A 25,186-nucleotide genomic window follows, 5' to 3' on the forward strand; every position below is an offset into this window, starting at 1 on the left:
CGAAACCTTTGAAAACCAAGGAAGATTTTTTAAACGGTCAAATTCTTTTGATCGACAAACCTTTGGAATGGAGTTCCTTTCAGGCGGTGAATGCCTTAAAGTGGGCCATCCGAAAAAAATTCGACCTTAAGAAAATAAAGATAGGCCACGCCGGCACCTTAGACCCATTGGCCACTGGGCTTTTGATTATCTGCACGGGAAAGTTCACCAAAAAAATTCCGGAGTTACAAGGACAGATCAAGGAATATACCGGAACCTTCACGCTTGGGGCTACCACCCCTTCCTACGATTTGGAGACCGAAGTAAACCAAACCTACCCTACGGAGCACCTTTCGGAAGCCTCCATAAAAGAGGCCACCAAGGAATTTTTAGGGGAGATTGAGCAAGTGCCTCCAGTATTCTCTGCCCTGAAAAAAGATGGCAAGAGACTCTACGAACTGGCCCGTGAGGGAAAGGAAGTGGAAATCAAATCAAGGAAAATTACGATTACAGCGTTCGAAATCACCCGAATTCAACTGCCCGAGGTGGATTTTAGGGTAGTGTGCAGCAAAGGGACCTATATCCGTTCCTTGGCCTATGATTTTGGCAAGGCCCTGAATTCCGGAGCCCATTTATCAGCCTTGAGAAGAACCAAAATAGGGGATTTCAACGTAAATAATGCCACAACCCCCTTGGTCTTCAAGGAAAATCTGTAGCAAAAATGGCTCTGTGGCCATCACTGCAATAGGTTTATGAAGGCTATTGGGTAAAATAATTTTAAAAAAAAGCGGTTATACTAGAACCATGAACTTGAACAGAAGCCAGTTATCCCTTATCATAACCTTCTTCTCCATGGCCTTGGTGGTTTTGTTGTTGTTCAACATTCACTTAGGGAGCATGCAAGAAGACGAATATGTCATTGAGATGAGTTTGGCCGATGAGGATATCGAGGAATTGCTGAAAGAGGAGGAAGAGCGAATGGAGGAATTGGCCAACAACGACCCCATTAAAAGCCATATGGCCTTCAACCAAACCGCAAAGCCCACCATTGGAAACCCCGAGCCTTTAAAAACACTGGAAGAACTTTTGGAAGAACGTGCCATGAGCAGCGAGGAGGGAGAATTTTCCGGAAACGACGCCGATTTCGCCAATCAACTGAAAGAACTGGCCGCCAAACGGGACGAGAAAAAACAAAAACTAGGGGAGCGGGACGCCCAAAAAGAAGAATTTACCAATTACTTAAAAGATAGACGTACTTCCATTTCCTTTTCCTTGGTGGACAGAAACGCCTATTATCTTCCCCCTCCCATTTACACCTGCATTGAAGGAGGCAAGGTGGTCATCAACATTAAAGTGGATGGTAACGGGTATGTTACCGAGGCCGATTTTAATGATAAAAGCTCGGGCACCAGCAACGGGTGCTTGGTGGACAATGCCATCGCATATGCCCTAAAGGCACGTTTCAGTCCAGATTCCAAAGCCTCGCAAATAGGCACTATTACCTATCTATTCCAAAGGAAGTAGTCCCACCAAGTCATTTAAAATATCTTCTCCCTTGTTTTTATTGTACCAAACCTGAAGGTCCTGTTTGAACGCTGGGGTAAATGTTCCATGCGTTGCTTTAAAATCATTTGCCATTTGTGTGGCAATGCTGGGTCTTGGTCCCCATTCCGCTATAATTTCATTCAAATCCGCATCAAATACCACCAATTTGGGTATGGAACGACTGCCATTGGTCAAGAAGGCATCCATAAGCTCGGGATTTTCATCCCTAAGCAAAACTTTGAACTCCATATTTGGATTCGTTTCGGCAATCTTGTTCATTATGGGCATACTGTGCGCAGCATCCCCACACCAGCTTTCGGTCAAAACCAAAAACTTCAATCTAGAGGGAATATTGGAGACCTTTTGCGCTACGGTTTCAGGTAGTCTGAAGGTCTTGTCCCATCGCTTCATTCGGCGGTCGTTGAGCTGGGTATATTCAATGTTCGCTTCGGATTGGGGCAAACCAGTGGTTTGTTTGGTGTCCACCAAGTGATGGACCAAATCCCGATACTTTTCATAATCCATTCCCATTGAAATCCCTTGTCTCACCAAGGTGACCTTATCCTCTTCAATCTTTTTTTCCAATAGTTCCATCTCAAATACTTTTTACAAAAGTACGCTCCACAATCTGGGCGTTTTCTGATTTTTGTCATTGGTTGTATCCCATGTCAAAACCTTACACGTATTCCCTTATCAACTTAATTATTGAATCCTGCTGTTTTCGTTACCAGATGTTTCGCGGGTTCTTTACCTTTATCCAAAACTTTCCACCATGGACAAACATCGATGCGGTTGGTGCTTGGGCGACCCTTTGTATGAAGCCTACCACGATCAGGAATGGGGCGTTCCCGTAAAGGATGACGCCACTCTTTTTGAATTTTTGATATTGGAGACCTTCCAAGCCGGCCTAAGTTGGATTACCGTATTGCGAAAGCGGGACAATTTTAGGGAAGCTTTTGATCATTTTGATTACAAAAAGATTGCCAAGTATGGTCAGGATAAAATCGATGAGCTTTTGGATAATCCAGGTATTATTCGAAACAAATTGAAAGTGCATGCCACTGTTTCCAACGCAAAAGCATTTATGGATATCCAAAAAGAATTTGGAAGCTTTAGCGCCTACATTTGGGGGTTTGTGGATGGTAAGCCTGTTAAAAACAGCTTGGAAAATTATAAAATGGCACCAGCTACCACACCTTTATCGGACACCATCAGTAAAGATTTAAAAAAACGAGGGTTCAAGTTTGTGGGCAGCACGGTGATTTATGCCCATATGCAGGCCACAGGCATGGTGAACGATCATGAAACCGCTTGTTTTAGGTATCATGAAGTATAGTCCGATCATATTGTTTTTTTTGTGCCTTTCCCATTTGGGTTGGGGACAGCAGAGCAAATACGAACAGGAATATAGGATAACGCAAGAACTATTTCCCCAGAAGGCCTATGCACTTCTGTCAGAATATTTGGATCGAGCAAAACGGATACGTTTCTACAGGGAAATAGACAGTACCAAGGAAAGTTATGAGGCCAAATTCAAAAAGGGCAGACTGAGGTACAGTGTTGAGTTTGACATTGACGGCACTTTGGAAGATGTAGAGTTTATCATCAAAAAAGATGATGTGCCAGAAGAAACATGGCATAATATCCTAAGTTATCTTGATACGCATTTTCCAAAATTTCGACTTAGAAAAATTCAACAGCAACATCCCTTGGTCCATCAGGATCCCAAAAAGACCCTTCATGATGCTTTTCAAAATTTAATCCTGCCCCACGTTAATTACGAACTGGTTTTTTCCGCTAAAAAAGAAAACCGTTTTCAAACCTATGAGGCCTTGTTCAATTCAGAGGGCAAATTGGTCAAACTCCAAAAATCATTTCCCCCAAGTTATGACCATATCCAGTACTAAGTGGCTTTCCCTATTCTTTTTCTTTGGATTGGCAGTGGTGAGTGCCCAAGATAACCTTACAGGATATTGGCAGCCCCAGTTTGCCATAGATTATGATGTAACCCCACTCTACTCCCATAATTTTTCCGTGATCAACAGAAATTATGTGGTGCAGGAGGGTGAGTCCAAAATCAAAACCCGTCACTTGGATGTGGTCCATTTTTCCAAAATAAATGTGCAAAACAACCAGAGTATTGCATTGGGTATCTTATACAGGTTCAGGGAAGCTTTTGAGGATTCTGAAAATGAACTGCGCCTCACCCAGCAATTCAATCTTACTTCAAAACCCTATGTGGTTCGTTTTGGACACCGGATACGTTCGGAACAGCGCATAACAAAATCTGCCACCGTGCATCGATTTCGATACAGATTTGCCGTTGATTTTCCCTTGAAGGGTGAAAAGCTGGATATAGGGGAACCTTATTTTGTGGGAACGCTTGAAAATTTATTGAGTGTCGCTAGAAGTGCCTCTCCCCAGTACGACACCCGACTTACCGGTTTTATAGGGTGGCAATTGGATGCGAATCTAAAGCTTCAATTTGGTGTGGAATACCGATTGGAAGAGTATACCTCGGGCTTGCCTCAAAATGTGGTCTTTTTACTAACCACTGCCCAGCTGTCCCTTTAAGATTTCCACAAATTGTTTTCTGGGAATCAATTCCGCGCCCAAACTTTCCAGATGGTCGGTATGGACTTGGCAATCAATGAGATGATAATTTTTTTCCTGAAGCTCTTGCGCCATTTTCACAAAGGCAAACTTGGAGGTGTTTGGTTTTAAGCTGAACATGCTTTCACCACAGAACACATGCCCTAAATCCAGACCATACAGTCCACCTACAAGAACACCGTCTTCCCATACCTCATAGGATTTGGCCCATCCCTTTTTATGTAAATCGATATAAGCCGATTTCATTTTGGGAGTAATCCACGTACCCTCCTGACCTTTTCTCTCCATATTGGCACAGTACTCCAACACCTCTGAAAAACAAGTATTCTGGGTCAATTGCAACTTCCCATCCCGTAACACCTTGCGCATACTTTTGGATACTTTGATTTTATTGGGAAAAAGGACCATACGTGGATCTGGGCTCCACCATAGAATAAGGGCATCATCATTGAACCATGGGAAAATTCCGCTTTTATAGGCAAGCAGCAATCGTTCCATGGACAGGTCACCGCCCACGGCCAAAAGCCCATCTTCGTTTGCCATATGCACAGGAGGGAACTCCAAACGGTCTCCCAGAAATGCCAGGGGAAAGTTGTTTCCGTTATTTTCCAAAGCGCTCTTTTTACTAAGATACGCAATAGGTTAAAAAATAAGAAGTCCGGCTATATAGATAAGACTACCAATTACCATGAACAATAAGGTATAGGGTAGTATTTCCTTGGCTTTGAGTTTGGTGATCCCCAGTAGAGGCAAAGCCCAAAAAGGTTGTAACATATTGGTTACTTGATCTCCATAGGCCAAGGCCATGATCACTTTTGGCAACGGAACATTCAATTGTATGGCAGACTGAAGCACCAAAGGTCCTTGAATGGCCCATTGCCCCCCTCCACTGGGCACAAAAATATTGACCAATCCGGCACTGAAAAATGTAAAAATGGGCAAGGTAGTGGTGGTACTTATAGAAGCAAAAAAGTTGGAAACCTCATTGATCATACCACTTCCAGCCATAATCCCCATAATCCCAAAATAGAGTGGAAATTGAATCAGAATACCTGCGGTATCCCCAATAGCCTCCTCTACTGCCATTAAAAAACGCTTAAAGCTCCCGTGTAGCAGAATGGCCAACCCCAACATAAAAAAATTGAGCATATTGGGTGTAAGGTTCAATGTTTTGAGGGCGGGGAGGTACTGGACAAAAAAGGCTGCCAAAACCAATATCCCAAACAGAATGGAAACCCAAGGGGAATGATCCAATCTCTCGGCGCCTTCGCTATTTTCTCGCTCCAGTGACGCAAATTCATATCGTTTCAGGTCTAGTGGAGTAGGTTCCGTTCTTTTGCTCAAGTAATAGGCTAAAATCACTATACATAAGGTCACCAATACAAATACAATCAAGTTCCAATAACTGAAAATGGTGTAGGCTGTGGATAGCGTCTCCGGCAGTGTTTGCAGGATTTTGGCATCGGCCACTCCTTCCAACAGGCCTTTGAGGTGTCCGGCTTCGGCTACTTTAAGGGGAGCGGAACCACTGATTCCTCCATGCCACACCATCAAACCGGAATACCCACACGCCCCGATTAATGGATAATTGATAGCTATGTTCTTTAATTGGGCATATTCCCCTACTTTTCGGGCCAAAATGGCACCAAAAATCAATCCCAACCCCCAATTGAAAAAAGAAACCAACAACGTGGGCAAGACCACCAATACTGCAGCACTTGATGGATTGGTCACCCATCCCGTTATCCGCAGGATCAATTGTTCCATGGGCTTGCTCAGGACCAAAACATGGCCCAACACCAGAATAAGCATCATCTGGTAAGCAAACACCAACAGCGCATTGTTCCAAATGCCATTTTCCCAGTACGATAGGATGGCAAAAAAATGGTTTTCCCCTGTAGTGTTCTCCGTGAAGACCAAAGCCAGCCCCATGGTCAGGAGGGTAAGCAAAACCGCAATGGTAAAAGGGGAGGGAAAGTACCTCCTAAAAATATGTTCTATGACCTTGGTAAGGCCCAAATTGGATTAGAATGGAAGGTCGTCGTGGTCCTCCTCATTGAGGTCATCAGCAGGTTCAAAGGCTTCCATGGGTGGAACCGGGGGCATATTGTCCCCTTGGGCCTCAGACTGTAGGTTTTCTATCCTCCATCCTTGTATGGAGTTAAAGTATTTGGTTTCCCCTTGAGGGTTTGTCCATTCACGACCGCGAAGGTTAATACTCACTTTCACCGGCTGTCCTACGGAATAGTTGTTCAGCAAATCGCACTTATCCTGTATAAACTCCACCAAAATATGTTGGGGATATTGTTCTTCCGTGGTAATGACCATTTCCCTTTTTCGGAACCCATTGTTCCCAAAAGTCTTGGTCTCTTCGATCATTTTGATTCTTCCCTGAACTTCCATGTATGTTAATTTTCAATGAAATTCAAATGTACATAAAATGAAACCCATAAGAAACCCGTTATTTCAACTAACTATCAACATATTTTTTCATTTCCGCTATCTTTAATCACAATTCAGCCTAAAAATGAACTTCAATCCCAAACGGAAAGCTTCCAACATTACTTTGCTGATATCGGCATTCGTGATTGTGAGCCTTATCCTTTGGAACACCAATAGTTTCTTTAAAAAGTTCAAGGAGGAAGAGCGATTGAAAATGGAGATATGGGCCACGGCCCAGTTGGAACTCATCCAATCTTCCGTAGATCAGGAACTGGGTAACCTGACCCTTAAGGTCATGGGCAACAACACCTCTACCCCCATGATATTGGTCAATGAGGAGGGCTCGTTCAAAACACACAACATTCCAAAGGAAAGGGTCATGGACAGTGTGTATATCCAAAAAAAAATCAGACAGTTTGAAAGTGAAAATGAGCCCATCCAAATCATTCAGGATGGGGAGCTTTTGGAGACGCTCTACTACGGGAATTCCGAAGTCCTGAACAAACTCAAATATTATCCCCTGGCCCTGTTGTTGATCATTTTCCTGTTTGGTGCCGTGATCTTCTTTTTCTTTAGGACCAATAAAGCCTCGGAACAGAACAAGCTCTGGGCCGGGATGGCCAAGGAAACGGCACACCAGATAGGCACACCACTCACGTCCCTTTTGGGTTGGAACGAACTGTTGAAATCAGAGGACATAAACCCGGATATCACCAAGGAAATTGCCAAGGATATTGATCGGTTGCATACCATTACGGAACGGTTTTCCAAAATTGGGTCCATCCCTGAATTGGGCAACCATGATATTGTTGCGGAAACCAAAAAAGCATACGACTATCTAAAACAGCGTAGCTCCAAACTGGTGCATTTTTCGTTCAGTACCAATATTGATGAACTCATTGTGCCGCTGAATCCCCCTTTATACAACTGGAGTATTGAAAATTTGGTGAAAAATGGCATCGATGCCATGAAGGGCAAGGGAAACATTGGCATCCAGATTGAAAAAAAGGGGCAAAACGTGCATATTCTGGTCTCGGATACAGGACTAGGCATCCCCAAAAGTGATTTTCAGAACATTTTCAATCCTGGGGTAACCACCAAAAAAAGAGGCTGGGGATTGGGGCTTTCCTTGGTGAAAAGAATCGTTGAGGAGTACCATAAAGGAAAAATTAAAGTATTTTCGTCCAGTAAGGAAGGAACAATCATGCAAATTTCCCTAAGAACCAATGCATCGTGAGTCATGTCAAAGGAAAAAAAGATCATACTAAAGGAAGCCGAAATCACAAACAACTGCCCGGAGTGTTTTAATCAAGAGTTGATGCTCACTTTCTACCAAAAACACACCTTTGGCACATTTTTCCACGTCACTACCAACGAAGTGACCCACGAAATAAAATGCAAAAAATGCCAATCCATCATTTATCCGGTAAGTTGGACGCCGGACATTGAGCGCGTTTTTGATTACTACAATAAATTGGTGACCCCCGAAAGGTCATCCATCCGCTTTACCACTTTGTTCTTTGTAGTTGTGATAGCAGCCATTGGCGTAGTGGCGGCAACGATATATTTATATCTAGAAGGACTTATCTAAGGCATCACCGATTTTCTCTGCCAAGGCTTCAAACTCTTCGGCACTAAGGCTTTCCTTGTGCTGAAATGTGGCATTTTTCATGCTTTGAAGAGGAATCAGATGCACATGCACATGGGGCACCTCCAAGCCTATCACGGACATACCCACTCGCTTACAGGGAACAACGGCTTCAAGAGCCTTGCCTACTTTTCTGGAAAAGGCCATAAGTTTCATATAGGCTTCCTCATCCAAGTCCAGTAGCTTATCCACCTCCTTTTTGGGCACACATAAGGTATGCCCCTTTGCATTGGGGTTGATGTCCAAAAAAGCAAAGTTATCCGCGTCCTCTGCAATTTTATAACAGGGAATTTCCCCATTGATGATCTTGGTGAAAATACTGGCCATGTTGATTTTGGTTTAAAAAAAATCCCATCGAAGGATGGGATTAAATATAGGGATTTTAGTGTCTTTTATTGTCTGGTGATTTCCAAAACCTCCAACTTTAACGTTCCGTTGGGCACTTTGATCTCAGCCACATCACCAACGGATTTTCCCAGCAATCCTTTTCCAATGGGAGAGGTCACCGATATTTTGCCCGACTTAAGGTCTGCTTCACTTTCGGCCACCAAGGTATATTTCATTTCCATGCCATTGGCCTGGTTTTTCAGTTTTACCGTGGAAAGCACCAAAATCTTTGAGGTATCCAGTTGCGATTCGTCTATCAACCTTGCGTTGGCCAGAGTTTCCTCCATCTTGGAAATCTTCATTTCCAAAAGACCTTGAGCCTCCTTGGCAGCATCATATTCCGCATTTTCGGACAAATCTCCCTTGTCCCTTGCCTCGGCAATGGCTTGGGAAGCTTTGGGACGTTCAACGTCTTTCAATTGGTTGAGTTCATCCCTCAATTTTTTTAATCCCTCGGCTGTATAATAAGATACTTTACTCATATCGTCACGTTTTAATGCATACGAACATCGAAGAAAATAAAAAAATTTCCCCAATGGTCTCTGCTCTACAAATACAAAAATCCCCAACGAATTCCATGCCCCTGCATGGTTTTTTGCGAGGATTTAACGCAAATATAGGTAAATTTTGCTCAACTTTGTTGCGCTAACATTTTGAATTCCATACTATGAGGCGCTTTTTGGGTTATGCCTTTCTTATTTTCATAATATCCTGTAGTTCAGACAGTACCAATCGAAATCCATACCTTCAAGAAGTGAATTTCAGGTTTGATCTAAACCTAAATTTACCATACTATAATAGGCTCAGTAACATTGGCAATCCTGTTCTTGTAGACAATGATGGAGTGGGCACCCGAGGTGTTTTTGTAATGCGTGCCGGATTGAGCGGTGCCCAATTCGTGGCGTGGGAGGCCAGTTGCCCCAACCATGCCCCCAATAGCTGTTCCACTATGGCTATTGATGGACAGAACGTGGTCTGTGATTGCGAGGGGTATACCTATAATTTATTTACGGGACAGCAATTGGACAGACCCGATGATGGGGGGCGGTATTATGATCTGCTTTTTTACAGGGCCACGCAAAGCGGAAACACTGTTGTCATTTCCAATTAAAGGTTACTTAAGATAGCATCCATTACCCAACTGGTTTGCAAACCTGTTTTTCCTGTTGAGGGATGTTCACCCTTTCCCAATAAATGGTTTTTGATGTTTTCCGCATGGTATTGTTGTACATGCTCCGGATGTGGGATTTCCAAAATTTCATGTCCCGAGGCATTTTCCAGTTCAATAGGAGCTTCGTCCAGGACCGCAAAGTGTATGCTTCCTTCCGAACCAAAGATTTCTACCTTATCCATCCGATGATGGGTACCAAAATTCCAAAAGCCAGCTCCTGTCACTCCATTTTCGTGTAACCAACTCCCCGCAACAGCATCATAACCCGTATACAATCCTTGTTGGTTCAAGGCCACTCCGTTTGCTTTTTTAATCTCCCCAAAAAGAAAGTTGAACAAATCCAGACCGTGACTGGCCAAATCATCAAAATAGCCACCGGGAGCCACTTTTTTATCGGTTCTCCAATTATACCCTCCATTTAAATCGACCTCATTGGGCGGTGCGGATTTTTGCCAATTTACGTGCCTTACCGTTCCTATCAACCCCTCATCCAACCATTGCTTCACTTTAAGGAATCTAGGCAAGGAAAGACGGTAATACGCAATGAAAAGTGGAATGTTCATGGTTCTGAATGCCTCATAAATGGCCAAACTGTCCTGATAATTGGGTGCCATGGGCTTTTCAATACAACAGGGTTTTCCTGCTTTCGCTACTTGAAGAGCATACAGTTTATGGGTGTCCGGAGGTGTGGCGATGTAAATGGCATCGATTTCCGGGTTCTGGATTACCTCTTCCGCATGGGTGGTCCAATGCGCTATTTGGTGCCTTTGGGCATAATCTTGGACTTTCTCGGCATCACGGCGCATTACCATATGTACTTTAAACTCTGGGATAAGTTGGTATGCTGGAACGCTTTTCTTTTCGGCCACACTACCGCAACCAATAATACCCCATCGGAGGGGCTTTTCTTTAGAAAAATGAAAATGGGATTCTGTCATGGTGCATAAAAATACAGAATCCCATTTACTATATGGTCATTAAAAATTGATGGTGGCCCCTACCAGAAAGTTGATTCCCGCCTGAGGGTAGTATCCCGCTCCCTCAATGGTGGTGACGGTTCCCGGGTTGGAATAATCATCATCAAAGGTGTAAAAATACCCGTTGGAAACAATATCGGCATCAAAAATATTGTTTACCAATCCAGAAAGCACAATGCTTTTCACGAACGAATTGGCCTCGATCACGTATTGCACATTGAAATCGGTTTGGGTATAGCTATCCAAGGTTGAATTTTCTGAATCGATGTTCCCCATATACTGCTTGCCCACAAACTTTGAAAGCAGCGACACCTGAAGATTTGCATTGGGTTGAAACGCAAGGATGTTTCCTGCAATCACTTGTGGTGAATACGCAATTTTGGTGTTCCCCAAGTTTTGAAGTACCCCATCGCGTTGGAAGAAGAAATCAACATTCCTATTATCACTCAAGGCCACATTGGGCTGTATCCTAAATTTGCGCCCCAATCGGATGTTGGCATCCACTTCCAACCCCAATCGGTAGCTGTCCCCCACATTGGCCCGTAGCGGTGCTCCCACATCATTGAGCTCCCCAGTGAGCACCAACTGATCTTTATAGCGCATGTAGTACACATTGGTATTTAACTGGATGTCAGGGGAGACAAAACGCCACCCTAATTCATAATCGTTCAACTGTTCGGGTTTGGGACTGCCGTTTTCATAGTCATTCCGATTGGGTTCCCTATTGGCCCTGGCGTAGGACAGATAAAAATTGTTGTTGGGGTTCAAATTGAACGTAATCCCTGCCTTTGGATTGAAAAAATTGAAGGTATCATCCACCAACCCCGTATCATCCCCATTGGCTTCATAGCCTACTCTTCGGTATTGCATATCCCCAAAAACCGACCATTGGTCATCCAACTGATAATTGGCCTTTGCATAGGTATTGAAATCCGTTTTGGTGGAATTGTCATCATAGTACTTGTCCCTAATTTCACTACCACTTGCATAACGTGCCCAGATGATTTCCCCAAAGTGGTCTCCCTTGTACTCATTGTATCCTCCACCCAAGATCAATTTCAGGTTTTCCTTGTTATACGTGGCCGAAAAAACGGTGCCGTAAAAATGGTTGGACAACCATCTTCTTCGAATCAGGTCTGTAGTGTTGATGGTCTCTCCACCCAAGCTAATGGGGTCCAAACCATAATCTGAAAAATCATCATCTTCCCTATATTGCTCAAAATAGCCTCTCCCACGGGTATAGTGCAAAGCCAAATTGGTACTCCATTCCGGACTTAGGGTCTGGTTCCAATGCAATTGCACATGGTTTTGCTTGTAATTGTCCTCTTCCCGATCATAAAACTGCACATTTCCATTCTCATCGGTATACCTTCCGGCGGAATTGTAGGTTCTATTTTCTTCCAATTCTTCAGCGGTAATCCCGTTCCAAGCTTGATAGGTAACTTCATGCCCTCCAAAAAGCAATGCCTTTAGCAAAGTATTGTCACTACGATATGTTCCTTGCATAAAATAGCTATCCAGCTCAGAGCTGGCTCGGTCCACATAGCCATCAGAGGTAATGCGCGACAACCTTCCTGAAAATTCAAAATGGTTGTTCAGCATACCGGTACTGAACTTTACATTGTTCCGCAGGGTATTAAAACTCCCCACGGAAGAAGAAACCTTCGCGTAGCCCTCTTCAGAAAATGCATCGGTCAAAACATTTAAACTTGCACCAAACGCCCCCGCACCATTGGTGGAGGTACCTACCCCACGCTGCAACTGCAAGCTCTGGGTCGAGGAAGCAAAATCGGGCATGTTCACCCAAAATGTCCCATGGGATTCCGCATCGTTGTAGGGCACACCATTGATGGTGACATTTACGCCTCTTGAGTCGGTCCCCCTCACACGGAAACTGGTGTATCCCACTCCTGCACCTGCATCGGAAGTGGTGACCACGGCCGGCAAAAAGTTCATTAAAATTGGCACGTCCTGCCCTAAGTTTCTAGAGGTCAGCTCCTCCTTGTCCAAGTTGGAAAAGGTAATGGGAAACTCTTTGGTTACCCGTACGGCTTGGACCAGGACCTCGTCCAATACCACCTTTTTACCTTCCAAAGAATCTGTTGGTTCCTGTTGCGCGCTCATACTCAGCGCCAGCCCGGAAACGGCCAATGTTGTGAATAAAGTTTTCATTCGTAAAAAATGTTACGAATAAAAGGGGCCATTATTCTTGTTAGTACTAGATTTTGTTTCTCTATAGAAACGATGAAATTCCAAGATGCGCCTTGCGCAATCCCTTGGCAGCATTACCCGCCCAGGTTCATTGGGTATAATCTCAGCCTTGCCATGCAAAGCACCCCTTTGAGATGGCCGCAAATGTACTATGTCGCGTTCATTTTTCATAAGAAACCCTGGAAATTAACTTTTGATAACAACTATGTGGTATACCTGAATGCGTATATATCATATCAAAGAATGATGTATGGCCCGGAAATCCGAGAACAGATTCACTTTAAAAATCATCTTCAGTTATTTGACCTTGGGGGCTTTGGGGATATTGGCCGCCTTTTTTATCTATACTGAATTTAAAAGCTATACCGCATCCCAGGACAAAAATGAGGACAACCTTAAGCTTTTAAAGACCAACAGATTGCTCACTGGCCTTTATGAGGCCGAGAATCTGTCCAAACTTGCCCTACAGACCAAAAGTACCAAGAACCTAAAGGTCTATACACAAAAAGTGGATTCCATAAATACACTGATAGATTCCTTAAAGCCTATGGTTTCTGCACGGAACGTCAAACAAGTTTCTAAATTGGACAGCGTACAAAAACTGCTTCAGCAAAAAATGTACAATAGTGCCGAACTCCGAAAACTAAAGGTTGAAAACAAGAACACCGCACCCATAGATTCCATCTTACGGGCGTTCCACAAAATGGAGGTGGATATGGGTCGAATCACCCCAGAGACTTTTGCTCCCAACTTTGACCAGTTGTCCCCGGCAACCCAAAAATCCATTAAGGAATATGTGGCCATTCTCAACAAAAACATTCCAGACCCCAATGGAAACACCGATGCCAAAAATATAGATTCCATCCTTGAGGTTTCCAAATCGATTTTACAGAAAGCCAAAACGGAAACCGCCGCTTCTGAACGCTCGGTATCCCAAAAAGAACTTCAGATCTATAGGACCGATCTGGAGCTTTCCCAAAAAATGCGAAGTATAATTTCCTCGTTTGAACGTGAAATCATCCAAAATACCTATTTGGATAACCTCAAACAAAAGAGGGTGTTGCAAAGAAGTATTCGCTTGGCGGCCGCAGCCATTGCTTTGGGCCTCTTGGGCATAATTTTGTTCACTTTTTTCATCTCCAAGGATTTTTGGAAGGTGCAGCAATACCGGGATCGATTGGAAGAGGAGAAAAAATACTCGGAATCGCTCTTAAAAAGCAGGGAACAATTGATTTCCACCGTAAGTCATGACTTAAGGACCCCCTTGAATACCATCAGTGGTTATACAGAACTCATGGAACAAAGCGGTCTCAACAAGAAGCAATCAAAATACCTCGGCAATATGAAATCCGCATCCAACTATGTGGAGAACCTCGCGAACGACTTGTTGGATTTCTCTAAATTGGAAGCAGGGAAGGTACATATTGAAAAGGTTCCATTTGTTCTTTTCGACCTCATTGTTGAAACGACATCCCACTTTCAGGAAACACAGTCCAAAAAAGGGGTTGAGCTACATTTGGACATCGCCGAGGAACTTAAAAATCCCATCATTGGTGATGCATTTCGTGTACGTCAAATCTTGACCAACCTTGTTGGAAACGCCTTTAAGTTTACCCATTCAGGTTATGTGAAAGTGGAAGCGGGCACCAAGAAAAGCAAGGACAATTCCTATTTAACCATTCGTGTAACGGATACTGGCATCGGCATTGAGCCCCGGAAACAGGAAATCATCTTCAAGGAATTTGCCCAAGCCGAAGATACCACCGAAAAACACTATGGCGGATATGGCTTGGGGCTCACCATCTCCAAAAAACTGACCGAACTGTTGGGTGGAACCCTGACCCTGGCCAGCAAAAAAAGTGAAGGGAGCACATTTACCCTACAGCTCCCCTTTGAGTTTTTGAAGGAACCATTGACCCAGGCAGCAGAGAACTTTACTTATCAGGAAGGTTTAACGGTTTATATTTTGGATGATGATGAAACCCTGTTGGAACTCTTGCGTGAAATCTGCCAGAGGAACCATATCCATGTTAAAACCTTTTTAAGTTATCACGATCTTGCACGAACTGAAAATCCAAACTATGACCTTCTTCTTACCGATATACAAATGCCGGATACCGATGGATTTGCCGTGCTCCAGAAACTACAGGAAAGGGATGACCATCTTTACTCAGGTCAACCGATAATTGCCATGACAGGGCAAAAAATAGTGGACAAGAAAATCTATACCAAAGCGGGTTTCACCAACGTGCTACAGAAACCTTTTTCCAGTCATGTATTGCTAAAAGCAGTTGGAGCTGTATCCAAAATCAATCTAGAATCTCCAATTCCTTTGTCCAGAACGGATACGATACCGGAATCCCATTCTCCCTTGTTCCGGATTGCCCAGATTTCAGCCTTTTTGGACAGTCCGAATGCCGTACGGGAGGTGTTGGAGGTCTTTATGGAGAATACCCAAAAGAATTTGGAATTGCTTTTTTCGGCCATTGGGGATGTGGATTTTTCACGTATTCGATCCATTTCCCATAAAATGTTGCCCATGTTCCGGCAATTGGAGGCTCAGGAGGCCATTGACATCCTAGAAAGGTTGGAGCATCTGCCTGATGAAACCCATGGAAAAAAAGTGTTTGAAACACTTTCGGATTTAAAAACCAGTATTGACCAACTTGAAAAGGCCATTTGCCAATACTTAACTACACTTCCATTTGGTACAGATTGATTTTATTGTAAAGCGTCTTTCTAGTCATTTGCAACAATTTGGCCGCCTTGCTCTTGTTGAAGTTGGTTTGTTTCAAGGCATTCAAAATCCGTTCCTTTTCATACTCGGATTTTGAAAACTTTGAAGTGCTTCTTTTTTCAGTGCCGTGGATCATATGATCGGGAAAAGCACTTGACATTACGGAATCCCCTTCGGTAAAAAGAACTGCCCGTTTTATCATGTTCTTCATTTCCCTAAGATTTCCCGGCCAAGAGTAGGTTTCAACATATTCTTGGGCCTCCGCTGAAAAACGGGAAACGTTCTTCCCCAGTTCCTCATTGGCTCTATCCAAAAAATAATCGGCAAAAAGCATGATATCCCCTAACCGCTCCCGAAGTGGAGGAATGGTCATGGAAAATTCGTTCAATCTATGGTAAAGATCTTCCCTAAAGCTTCCTTCCTCTACAGCTTGGGTCAAATCTTCATTGGTAGCGGCAATGATCCTTAAATCCAAATGGATTTCTTTGGTGCTTCCCACTCGTTTTATCTTTCGTTCTTGGATGGCCCTAAGCAATTGTATCTGGTGCTCGTAGGATAGGTTCCCGATCTCGTCCAAAAAAAGGGTCCCTTCGTTGGCGGCCTCAAAATGTCCCATTTTATCTTCAATGGCCCCGGTAAAACTTCCTTTTACATGCCCAAAAAACTCGCTGGTAGCAATCTCCTTGGGAATGGCACCACAGTCCACGGCCACAAAATTTTTCTCCCTTCTTTTACTGGCATCATGGATTGATTTTGCGGTCACTTCCTTTCCCGTTCCACTTTCCCCGATCAGCAAAACCGACATATTGGTAGGAGCAACCAAATTGATATACTGTTGCAGTTTTTGGGAGCTTTCACTCTTACCTACCAAAAATTGATTCGGCGCATCCTTTTTTTTGATTGAACTTTCATTTGACTTTTGTGTATTGCCGGAAGTTTGAGTATTCAGCGCATTGGTGATAACCGACAGAATTTCATCTGGCGTAAAGGGTTTGGAGATATAATCATACGCCCCTTTTTTCATGGCATTTACCGCTGTTTTCACCTCGGCATATCCCGTCATCAGAATCACTTGGGTATTTGGCGAAGTTTTCTTAACAGTGGACAAGAGAGCCAGCCCGTTACCTTTTGGGAGTCTAACATCAGATAGAATCACATCAAAATTGGAAGCGCTGAGCTTTTCTTGGGCCTCCTTTACGGTATAGCTTGAAGAAACGGCATAGCCGTGCTTGGTCAAAAACTTGGATAGCATTTGACAAAAAGCAGTATCGTCCTCGATGATCAAGATTTTGGGCATATCTCAATAGTATATACGATGCCCGTTGCCATGAAGATGATGGGAATTTGGTAAAATTATCACAAAAAAAAGGGTTGCCACAGCAACCCCTTTTCATCAAACCAACTAACCTAACACGGTCTCATAAACTATTTATAGTTCTATCCAATTTCCTTCAGAATCGGCATAAACGGTTCCCTTGGTCCCATCTTCCAAAGACAGTTCCAATTTAAATTGGTCCTTCTCATTCTTATAGGCCTTGTCCACTTTGGCCGTTGGGTAGTTTTTTTTCACTGCTGCTGTAACGGCTTCAGGAAGATCGGAAACACTGATTTCCTCAAAGTCCTGAACAACGAATACCGTTGCTTCATCCATTTTAAGTTCTGGGGTGTTCTCATTGGCGATAGCTGTAAGTCCTACAAATGATAGTGCGGTTGCGATAACTAAATTTTTCATGGTATATGATTTTATAATGTTAAACTCACTTAATACCATGAAAATCCAATGCCAAGATTCGCTTTTACTGCCATATTTACCCAATCCTCTGAGAAACTGTCACTTAAAAATAACAACTGTCAAAAGACATTGTGTAAATCTGTTTACCTGAAGTAAAAAACGTGTCTTTTTTATACAAAGAAAGGCCGCCGAAGCAGCCTTTCAAAAGTGCCAAAATCATAATCCCAAGGAAGAAAATTATGAATAGGTTGGCAACAACGGATAATACAATGGATAGTGTTTATATAGCATCATCCTGATTTTTTTTATGCATTATTCTCTTTCTACTTTTTAAATATGACACCAAAAGGTATATGACCATGGCCAGTGAAACTATATTGAAGAACAGAACTATTCCAAATAACATAACCTTCTCGTTTCCACAGTAAACATTGCCTTGAAGAGTTTTAAAAGAAAGCCGTACATAGTGTACGGCCTTCCAACCAAATCAACCAACCTAAAATCTAGGTTCCCGCAAGGATCTTACTATGATTTTAGTAACATTTAATTCTTTTAACAATGTATCCGTTTTCCATTATATCTTTTTGACACTGTTTTTTTGGGGGGGTCACATAAAGGGCAAAAAAAAATCCGCTTCAAGGATCTGAAACGGATTTTGGATATTGTATTTCCTTTACACTAAGCTTGATGCGTAGGTTTTAAAAGATCATTCACTGTTTTTACGGGATTAAACGTTATCAGGGGAACTTCAACAAACAAAGTATTCCAAAATGCCATGGCCCCATTCCAAAGTCCTGGAAGTTCCAATGCCTTTAATTCTTTGCCCTCTTGGGTCTTTCCGGTGATAAACCCTTGTTTTGGGTCTACAAAATCCAAAAGGTCATATTTCTCTCCCTTGTGATTCCTTACCCCACATACCAAATCTACCGGATTGAAGTGGGTTGAATTTTTGAGTATGGCCTCCTGTTCCTGATCGGAAAGATCAATCTGGGCCGATTCTATGATTTGAAGGGAAATATTCCCTTCGGCATCTTTCACCCAAAACGGACCTCCTCCGGGCTCGCCTTCATTTTTTACCATTCCACAGATACGTATGGGGCGATTTAATTTGTCCTTTAGAATGGATAGCTGCTCGTTAACATCCAAATCATCATAATCCTTGGGCATCCGAACATTCAGTTCCTTTTCCAAAAAGGATTTTATTTCATCCGATTTTTCCGGAGATACCTTATCCTCTTCCAAAAGTCTTGCATAATCAAAAGCCTTGGCCTGTACCTTTCTCAATACTCCAGCCAACATTTTTTTGCTGTTGGCCACTTTTTCCAAGTTCTTGTTGACCACCACATTGTCTATATTCTTGATAAAAATGATATCGGTGTCCTGTTCATTCAGGTTTTCAATGAGGGCTCCGTGTCCTCCGGGACGGAACAGTATGGAACCATCCCCGTTTTTGAAAGGTTTGTTCTCCATATCCACCGCTATGGTATCCGTGGATGGTTTTTGATTGGAATACGAAATTAAAAACTCTGTATCGGTTGCTTCGGATATTTTAGGGCCTACTTTGGACTCTTCGTCCTTGAACATCTCGTCATGTTGCGGGGAAACGGTAAAATGCAGATGGGCCTTGCCTTCTGTTTTGGCATATAACGCAGCCTCTTTCAAATGCTCTTCAAAGGGAGTTGCGCTACCTGAATCGTACGAATGAAAAGGCAATAGCCCTTTGGGGTAGAATCCATAGTTCAACCTATCCTCTCCCAACATCTCCTTTACAAAAAGGTAGGCTTCTTCACTCTTATTGGACGCATTATCCTTAATACGATCCATGATCAAACCGTAAAAGGGCAGCTTATGCATTTGGTCGATAAACTTTTTTGCATCGGAATCGCCTGTTCGGTCCAAATATTTGGAAAGGGTCTCCTTTTTGGGGTCAAAGGCATCCAAAAAGTTGAACATCGCCTTGAACATGCGAGAAGCGGCCCCAGAGGCTGGAACAAATTTCAACAGATCCAAATGACCTCGGTTCTCTTCAAAATATTGTACAAGTTCTTCTTGCTCCTTGTCCGAGAACCTCAGGATTCCGTTGGAGACCACTGCAGCCTTGACCAAATTCACAAAGGGTATCCCTTCTTTGAAAGTTTCTATCTGATTTGCTACTTTTTCTTTGGAAATCCCTTTGTTTTCCAATTGTTCCAAGTCTTTTGAACTTAAATCAATCATGCGTCTTAAAAAGTTTATCGATTTCTTGTATGGCCGTTGAAAGCCGGAACGCTTTGTCCCCCTTTAAAATAACAAAATTTCGATCATATTTTTCCAAAGCTTGCTTGAAATACTGGAACATTTCCTCACGTTCGTCAGGTTTGTCCCTAAGGTCGTCCGCTTCCCAAGGGGTATCAACATAGGTCAGTAGATATAGATCGTACTTGTTTTGGAGGGCATATTTTTCCAAAACGGGATCACAACTTCCTGTATAATATGCTTCTGAATATACCTTGGTCTCCAAAAGATCCGTATCACAAACGAGAATCTTGTTCGCTTTTTTGGCCAAGTGGTTCTCCAAGCGCATCTGCCCATACGCTATGGGTACAAGATCTTTAGGCTCGCAGGTGGTTTGTTCCCGGTCCCATTTATCTTGAAGATATTCCCGGGCGTATTCCGGCACCCACTCGGTTTGATAATGTTGGGCCAGCTGTTGGGCCAAGGTGGTCTTTCCTGTAGATTCCGGCCCAAATAGAACTACTTTTATGAGGTTTGAGGGCTCCTGCCCAAGTCTTTCTTCCATGCTACATATCCCTGAATGGCCAATACGGTGAAAATGAGGTATTGCAATGAGAACATGCCCCATCCCCTATAGGCGTACAAAGGTACGGTTATTAAGTCTCCCAGAATCCAAAGGGTCCAGCTTTCCAATTTTTTGTTGGCCATATACCACATAGCGGTAAAGAAAATGCCCGAGGTGACGATATCCACGTAGTTGGTCGTCTTTATTTCGGCCCCAAAAGCCTTGTATACTCCGAAAGTGACCAGCAAAGTAATGGAGAACAGTGCAACCCCTATCCATTTTTCCTTGGTATTGGTTCGGGAAATCTTTACAATAAATTCCCTGTCCTGCTTTCTTCGGGCCCAGTTCCACCATCCATAAATACTCATGATGGAAAAGTAGAAGTTCATCATCATATCGCCCAGCAATCGATCTACGAAAAAAATGTAAGTAGTAATGGCCGTGGCTACCAAACCTGTTGGATAGACCATAATGTCTTCCATCTTGGCATAGACCACACTGGCTATTCCAAAGAAAAAGGCAGTAGCCTCAAGAATGACCAAGGAAAGTTCCCTGTCTTCGTACGGACCAATAAAAAAATCAAAAATGGGGCTCATAGTCGCTCCTGTCGGATTTTACAATCTTCATCCCCAATACCACGTGATCAATATTTTCAAAGGCCACCTTAATTTCATCCGTCAACAACCCCATAACCCTATCATACTCCCCAAAGACTTGTGTGCTTAAAGGATTCTCCAGCACCGTAAGACCTGAAGACCTCAACTTTTTAATGAAATTGATAATCGGGAGTTCAAAATTATCTTGCAAGGGGGTCAAGGTAAGCTCAACGGATATCTTCATGGGGGCACTTTTGTATTCCGAAACAAATCTAGTAAAAAGTACCTGTCATCCCCCCATCATTTTAAGGGCATATACGCAGGTGAATCCCTCAAACTCCAAAAACTCAATATCATAATGGGATTTTTTGCCTTTGTACAGGATCTCGGCCACGGTGCGAGCATCTTGAAAGGTAAAGTCCATCACATCGATATGCCGTAAAAAACTCAACCCCTGTTGCGCATAGATCTTATAGAGTGATTCCTTGGCACCCCAAACAATGGTGAGCTTTCTGATGATGGCCTCCACATTGGCCAAGGTCTTGTACTCTTCAATGGGAGTGAACTTGTGTGCAATTCTCAGGATTTTATCGCGCTGCATTTCAATGTCTATACCCACTTCATCCGTTTCACTGACAATAATTCCCGTGAAATCGTGCGAATGCGTAATGGAAATATGGTTGCCATCCTTCAAATGGGGTTTTCCAAAATCATCATAGAACAGGTCGCTGTCCACATACCCAGCTTTGGCCATTAAATGCCTGATACTCAAAAAAGCCCTCCGGTGAGCTTCGGATTTCATCCCATCCATTCTATTCTGGCAGTGTGGGGTAAGCTCTATCCCTTTGGACAATTCTTCTTCTGCCTCGGTAACTTTCCATATATATACCGAAGTGGTTGGGGAAACTGTTATGGTTTTGTAAATGGGCACGACTAGTAGTTAGGTGTTTTTGTATCTTTGCTGCACTATAAAAGCTAAGCTACGAAAGTAAATTTATATACGTATGAGCACAAAGACAATTCCCCATGTACCCTATAAGGTGAAAGATATTTCCCTAGCCAACTGGGGAAGAAAAGAGATTGAGCTTGCCGAGGCCGAAATGCCAGGACTGATGGCATTGCGCGAGGAATACGGAAAAGAGCAGCCTTTGAAAGGAGCCCGTATTGCCGGTTGTCTGCATATGACCATTCAGACAGCGGTATTGATCGAGACTTTGGTGGCCCTTGGCGCCGAAGTGACCTGGAGCTCCTGTAATATCTTTTCCACCCAAGACCATGCTGCTGCTGCCATTGCCGCTTCCGGAATCCCCGTCTACGCTTGGAAAGGAATGAATGAGGAGGAGTTTGACTGGTGCATTGAGCAAACCTTGTTCTTTGGTGAGGATAGAAAACCCTTGAACATGATCTTGGACGATGGTGGTGACCTTACCAATATGGTATTGGACAAATACCCTGAGTTGGCTTCAGGTGTGAAAGGCCTTTCCGAAGAGACCACCACTGGGGTACACCGTTTGTACGAGCGCATGAAGAAAGGCACCTTGCCCATGCCTGCCATCAACGTGAACGACTCCGTGACCAAATCCAAATTCGACAACAAATATGGATGTCGAGAGAGCGCCGTGGATGCCATCCGTAGGGCCACGGATACCATGTTGGCCGGAAAGCGTGTTGTTGTGGCCGGATATGGTGATGTGGGAAAAGGTACTGCTGCCTCTTTCCGTGGTGCGGGCTCCATTGTTACCGTAACCGAGATCGATCCTATCTGCGCCCTTCAGGCCTGTATGGATGGTTATGAAGTGAAAAAACTGGAAACCGTTGTTTCCAATGCAGATATTGTAATTACCACTACGGGCAATAAGGACATCATCCGGGAAGAGCATTTCCGTGCCCTAAAGGATAAGGCCATTGTCTGTAATATTGGCCACTTTGACAATGAGATCGATATGGCTTGGTTAAATAGCGCTTATGGAAACACCAAGGACGAGATCAAGCCCCAAGTGGACAAGTATACCATTGACGGCAAAGACCTTATCATCTTGGCCGAAGGCAGATTGGTGAACTTGGGCTGTGCCACGGGCCACCCCAGTTTTGTGATGAGCAACTCGTTTACCAACCAAACCTTGGCGCAGATTGAGCTTTGGAACCATAGTGATAAATACGAAAACGAAGTATATATGCTTCCCAAGCATTTGGATGAGAAAGTGGCCCAATTACATTTGGCTCGTTTGGGCGCCGAATTGACCGAATTGAAGGAAGATCAAGCGGAATATATCGGTGTAAAGGTGGAAGGCCCCTTTAAACCCGATTATTACAGGTATTAATTTTCTGAACAATCTATAAATAAAAAGGCCCCGATCATGATCGGGGCCTTTTTTATTTGGTAAAACTTAGACCTAGCCTTTCAGCCAAGCTTTTCGCAATTCTTTTTGGGCTTCTGTTGCCTCCGGGTTTTCCAATAGGGTAACCGCTTTGGTATATGTGGGTGTTGTTGTGGTATCAATGAGAATTTCCCCATCTCCCCGTAATAATTCCACTTGTATGGCTTTGCCAGAGCTCCATGCATATACTTCCGCTAAAATCTGGTTGGCATTGGCCAAGCTAACTTCCGTTCCATTGATGGATTTTATAAAGTCATTGGGCTGTACCCCTTTATCTTTCCAAAAACTGTTGTTCATCACAAGGTCATTGAACTTGACGCCTCCCCTTGCAGGGTCTGCGGATAAGATCAATTCGCCTGCATTTTGAATGTAGTTGGTCTCCACTTCCGCCTCAGCGAAATACAATCCAACCTTATCCAACATTTGGCCATAATCTATAGGTGTATTACCTACCACATGGGTGTTTAAAAACTCGCCTACCGCAGGATAGGTCATTGCGGTAATCTCAGTAATAAGGGCATCATCTTCAAACGGTTTGTCCTTACCGTATTTAACGGACAACTCTCCCAATAACGAGCGTAGGCTACGCTGGCCATCGCTATTTTCACGCATTAAAATGTCCACACACATACCGATCAACGCCCCTTTCATATACACATTTGCGTAGTTGTCTTTATATGGGTCCTCCAAAATGTTCTCACTCATTTGGGTAAAACTCATAGCGTCATCGTAATTGGACCTTGAAGTATTTATCTTTTCAGTGGTCCTCACATAAAACTCAGCCGGGTCTATCAAGCCTTCATACACCTGAAAATGTTGCGCAAAATATTCTGTGACTCCTTCGTATAGCCATAAGTGCTTACTGAACGTTGGGTTGTTGTAGTCAAAATAATGCACATCTTCAGAATGTACCGAAAGTGGTGTGACTATATGGAAGAATTCGTGGGCCACGACATCGATCATAGATTCTGCCAATGCTTCTGGATCCATTTGTTCCGGCAATACTACCACCGTGGAAGTATGGTGTTCCAAAGCTCCAAAACCTTTTGGGGAATCTGGTTTCTGCGTATCGGACAAATACAGTAGGATGTCATACCTCGGGGTACTGTTCAAATCTCCCAGGTATTGTTTTTGGGCCTGCATCATCTCCGCCATAATTTCTTTGATTTCCGAAGCTTTGTGTACTCCATTGGGAGAGAAAACACTCAATACAATCTTGATATTGCCTACCATGAACTCTTCAACCTCGGTCTCACCATACATCATGGGATTGTCCGTTACCTCAAAATATCGATTGGCGAGGAACACTGAATGTTTGATGGCACCATCCTCGCTCTGGGTCGATTTTATCTCCGTGAGGGGGGAAGTATACTTGAAACTCGAAGGGGATTTAATGTCAATCTGGTAGGCATTCTGTTTTAGGGCATCAAAATACCCTACGAACCCGTGCAGGTTTAACATCACCTGCTTGGGCTCTATGTTGGTTCCCGAAGGTGAAAAAGGAACTTCGTCGCCGATTCCTCCTTGCTCTTCCTGGTCAAAAGTATCATTCACGGCATATTCTATCCTATCCAGATTCTTGGCGTTGGCAAAGGTCCAAGTATTGGTATCCACTTGGTTGATCGGCATGGCATTGCCCTCATAATCAAAGGCCTTGATATTCTCTATGTATCTACCAAAGTCGGATACGGCATAGGTTCCCTGAACCACTCTGGGCAATCTGTAGGTAACCGTATCCTGGATAAACCTCCCTGGATTGATCACTACATTTACTTTGTCATCTTGAATATTGACCAAATCCAAGGACGTCATTATGGGGGTATCCGTGGCTAGATCGTTGGTTTGATTTTTGACACCGCAAGAAAAAACCGTTGCGAGCACCAAAGCATGTAAGGCTAATTTTTTTATCATGATTTACTGAATGTTTTTGATTATGCCGACTAATATATGGTTAAAATATTTCCAACGACAATAGGTCATGGAAATAGTTG

Annotated in this window: 26 protein-coding genes; 10 read left to right on the forward strand and 16 right to left on the reverse strand. The window is 43.4% G+C overall.

Going from position 1 to position 25,186, the window contains the following annotated elements; translation table 11 throughout:
* Positions 1–8 precede the first annotated feature (8 nt).
* Both truB and F8C76_RS10790 read left to right on the forward strand, forming a co-directional pair.
* The gene (truB, locus tag F8C76_RS10785; protein ID WP_152131733.1) at positions 9–695 is read left to right on the forward strand and encodes a tRNA pseudouridine(55) synthase TruB; all 687 of its coding nucleotides are present in this window, start codon (positions 9–11) and stop codon (positions 693–695) included.
* Positions 696–783: 88 nt separating this feature from the next.
* Positions 784–1,503 (forward strand): hypothetical protein, encoded by a 720-nt coding sequence (locus F8C76_RS10790; protein ID WP_152131734.1) that lies wholly within the window; start codon positions 784–786, stop codon positions 1,501–1,503.
* Here F8C76_RS10790 and F8C76_RS10795 read toward each other — a convergent pair.
* Positions 1,486–2,118, reverse strand: coding sequence for a thioredoxin family protein (locus tag F8C76_RS10795; RefSeq protein ID WP_152131735.1), 633 nt, complete (start codon positions 2,116–2,118; stop codon positions 1,486–1,488). The two genes, F8C76_RS10790 and F8C76_RS10795, sit on opposite strands and share 18 nt — an antisense overlap.
* Before the next feature lie 178 nt (positions 2,119–2,296).
* Here F8C76_RS10795 and F8C76_RS10800 point away from each other — a divergent pair, with 178 nt between their 5' ends.
* The 3 genes from F8C76_RS10800 to F8C76_RS10810 are packed head-to-tail and all read left to right on the forward strand — an operon-like array spanning position 2,297 to position 4,098.
* Positions 2,297–2,860 (forward strand): DNA-3-methyladenine glycosylase I, encoded by a 564-nt coding sequence (locus tag F8C76_RS10800; RefSeq protein ID WP_152131736.1) that lies wholly within the window; start codon positions 2,297–2,299, stop codon positions 2,858–2,860.
* Positions 2,850–3,431, forward strand: a complete 582-nt coding sequence (locus F8C76_RS10805) for a hypothetical protein (RefSeq protein WP_152131737.1) — start codon at positions 2,850–2,852, stop codon at positions 3,429–3,431. Before F8C76_RS10800 ends, F8C76_RS10805 begins: the two co-directional genes overlap by 11 nt.
* On the forward strand, positions 3,412–4,098 hold the full coding sequence (locus F8C76_RS10810; RefSeq protein ID WP_152131738.1) for a DUF2490 domain-containing protein: 687 nt from the start codon (positions 3,412–3,414) through the stop codon (positions 4,096–4,098). Before F8C76_RS10805 ends, F8C76_RS10810 begins: the two co-directional genes overlap by 20 nt.
* On the opposite strand, the gene aat is transcribed toward F8C76_RS10810, so the two are convergent.
* The 3 genes from aat to F8C76_RS10825 are packed head-to-tail and all read right to left on the reverse strand — an operon-like array spanning position 4,072 to position 6,540.
* Entirely contained in the window at positions 4,072–4,749 is a 678-nt protein-coding gene (gene aat, locus F8C76_RS10815; RefSeq protein ID WP_152131739.1) for a leucyl/phenylalanyl-tRNA--protein transferase, read from the reverse strand. The genes F8C76_RS10810 and aat overlap by 27 nt on opposite strands.
* A 30-nt stretch (positions 4,750–4,779) precedes the next feature.
* Positions 4,780–6,156, reverse strand: a complete 1,377-nt coding sequence (locus tag F8C76_RS10820; protein ID WP_152131740.1) for a short-chain fatty acid transporter — start codon at positions 6,154–6,156, stop codon at positions 4,780–4,782.
* A gap of 6 nt (positions 6,157–6,162) precedes the next feature.
* Positions 6,163–6,540: a DUF3127 domain-containing protein gene (locus F8C76_RS10825; protein ID WP_129653613.1), complete on the reverse strand. Its 378-nt coding sequence runs from the start codon at positions 6,538–6,540 to the stop codon at positions 6,163–6,165.
* Between the two features lie 124 nt (positions 6,541–6,664).
* On the opposite strand from F8C76_RS10825, the gene F8C76_RS10830 reads away from it, so the two are divergent.
* Positions 6,665–7,816 carry a sensor histidine kinase gene (locus F8C76_RS10830; RefSeq protein WP_129653614.1) on the forward strand — a complete coding sequence of 384 codons (1,152 nt, stop codon included), beginning with the start codon at positions 6,665–6,667 and terminating at the stop codon, positions 7,814–7,816.
* Between the two features lie 3 nt (positions 7,817–7,819).
* The gene (locus F8C76_RS10835) at positions 7,820–8,170 is read left to right on the forward strand and encodes a hypothetical protein (protein WP_152131741.1); all 351 of its coding nucleotides are present in this window, start codon (positions 7,820–7,822) and stop codon (positions 8,168–8,170) included.
* On the opposite strand, the gene F8C76_RS10840 is transcribed toward F8C76_RS10835, so the two are convergent.
* Positions 8,153–8,554, reverse strand: a complete 402-nt coding sequence (locus F8C76_RS10840; RefSeq protein WP_129653616.1) for an HIT family protein — start codon at positions 8,552–8,554, stop codon at positions 8,153–8,155. The genes F8C76_RS10835 and F8C76_RS10840 overlap by 18 nt on opposite strands.
* A 65-nt stretch (positions 8,555–8,619) precedes the next feature.
* Complete coding sequence (gene greA, locus F8C76_RS10845) at positions 8,620–9,096, reverse strand: transcription elongation factor GreA (RefSeq protein ID WP_129653617.1); 477 nt, start codon at positions 9,094–9,096, stop codon at positions 8,620–8,622.
* 185 nt (positions 9,097–9,281) lie between these two features.
* Between greA and F8C76_RS10850 the strand changes: the two genes are divergently transcribed.
* A complete protein-coding gene (locus F8C76_RS10850; RefSeq protein WP_152131742.1) occupies positions 9,282–9,725 on the forward strand; it encodes a Rieske (2Fe-2S) protein in 444 nt (147 codons plus the stop codon).
* On the opposite strand, the gene F8C76_RS10855 is transcribed toward F8C76_RS10850, so the two are convergent.
* Positions 9,722–10,723 (reverse strand): Gfo/Idh/MocA family protein, encoded by a 1,002-nt coding sequence (locus F8C76_RS10855; protein ID WP_152131743.1) that lies wholly within the window; start codon positions 10,721–10,723, stop codon positions 9,722–9,724. The genes F8C76_RS10850 and F8C76_RS10855 overlap by 4 nt on opposite strands.
* Positions 10,724–10,762: 39 nt before the next feature.
* Positions 10,763–12,934 (reverse strand): TonB-dependent receptor, encoded by a 2,172-nt coding sequence (locus tag F8C76_RS10860; protein WP_152131744.1) that lies wholly within the window; start codon positions 12,932–12,934, stop codon positions 10,763–10,765.
* Positions 12,935–13,223: 289 nt separating this feature from the next.
* Between F8C76_RS10860 and F8C76_RS10865 the strand changes: the two genes are divergently transcribed.
* Positions 13,224–15,692, forward strand: a complete 2,469-nt coding sequence (locus F8C76_RS10865; protein ID WP_152131745.1) for a hybrid sensor histidine kinase/response regulator — start codon at positions 13,224–13,226, stop codon at positions 15,690–15,692.
* Here F8C76_RS10865 and F8C76_RS10870 read toward each other — a convergent pair.
* From F8C76_RS10870 to F8C76_RS10900, 7 genes are all read right to left on the reverse strand, one after another.
* Complete coding sequence (locus F8C76_RS10870) at positions 15,667–17,007, reverse strand: sigma-54-dependent transcriptional regulator (protein WP_152131746.1); 1,341 nt, start codon at positions 17,005–17,007, stop codon at positions 15,667–15,669. The genes F8C76_RS10865 and F8C76_RS10870 overlap by 26 nt on opposite strands.
* 132 nt (positions 17,008–17,139) lie before the next feature.
* Entirely contained in the window at positions 17,140–17,442 is a 303-nt protein-coding gene (locus tag F8C76_RS10875; RefSeq protein ID WP_129653623.1) for a hypothetical protein, read from the reverse strand.
* 678 nt (positions 17,443–18,120) lie between these two features.
* Positions 18,121–19,659, reverse strand: coding sequence for a DUF4301 family protein (locus F8C76_RS10880; protein ID WP_152131747.1), 1,539 nt, complete (start codon positions 19,657–19,659; stop codon positions 18,121–18,123).
* Positions 19,652–20,221 carry an AAA family ATPase gene (locus tag F8C76_RS10885; RefSeq protein WP_129653625.1) on the reverse strand — a complete coding sequence of 190 codons (570 nt, stop codon included), beginning with the start codon at positions 20,219–20,221 and terminating at the stop codon, positions 19,652–19,654. The genes F8C76_RS10880 and F8C76_RS10885 overlap by 8 nt, the downstream gene beginning before the upstream one ends.
* Entirely contained in the window at positions 20,182–20,817 is a 636-nt protein-coding gene (gene pnuC, locus F8C76_RS10890) for a nicotinamide riboside transporter PnuC (RefSeq protein ID WP_129653626.1), read from the reverse strand. Before pnuC ends, F8C76_RS10885 begins: the two co-directional genes overlap by 40 nt.
* Positions 20,801–21,061, reverse strand: coding sequence for a YkoF family thiamine-binding protein (locus tag F8C76_RS10895; RefSeq protein ID WP_152131748.1), 261 nt, complete (start codon positions 21,059–21,061; stop codon positions 20,801–20,803). The genes pnuC and F8C76_RS10895 overlap by 17 nt, the downstream gene beginning before the upstream one ends.
* Positions 21,062–21,106: 45 nt before the next feature.
* Positions 21,107–21,748: a 4'-phosphopantetheinyl transferase family protein gene (locus tag F8C76_RS10900; protein WP_152131749.1), complete on the reverse strand. Its 642-nt coding sequence runs from the start codon at positions 21,746–21,748 to the stop codon at positions 21,107–21,109.
* A 73-nt stretch (positions 21,749–21,821) separates the two neighbouring features.
* On the opposite strand from F8C76_RS10900, the gene ahcY reads away from it, so the two are divergent.
* Positions 21,822–23,138: an adenosylhomocysteinase gene (ahcY, locus tag F8C76_RS10905; protein ID WP_152131750.1), complete on the forward strand. Its 1,317-nt coding sequence runs from the start codon at positions 21,822–21,824 to the stop codon at positions 23,136–23,138.
* Between the two features lie 72 nt (positions 23,139–23,210).
* On the opposite strand, the gene F8C76_RS10910 is transcribed toward ahcY, so the two are convergent.
* Positions 23,211–25,106, reverse strand: coding sequence for a M61 family metallopeptidase (locus F8C76_RS10910; RefSeq protein ID WP_152131751.1), 1,896 nt, complete (start codon positions 25,104–25,106; stop codon positions 23,211–23,213).
* Positions 25,107–25,186 lie beyond the last annotated feature (80 nt).

Source organism: Flagellimonas olearia (assembly GCF_009184425.1).
Classification (GTDB): domain Bacteria; phylum Bacteroidota; class Bacteroidia; order Flavobacteriales; family Flavobacteriaceae; genus Flagellimonas; species Flagellimonas olearia.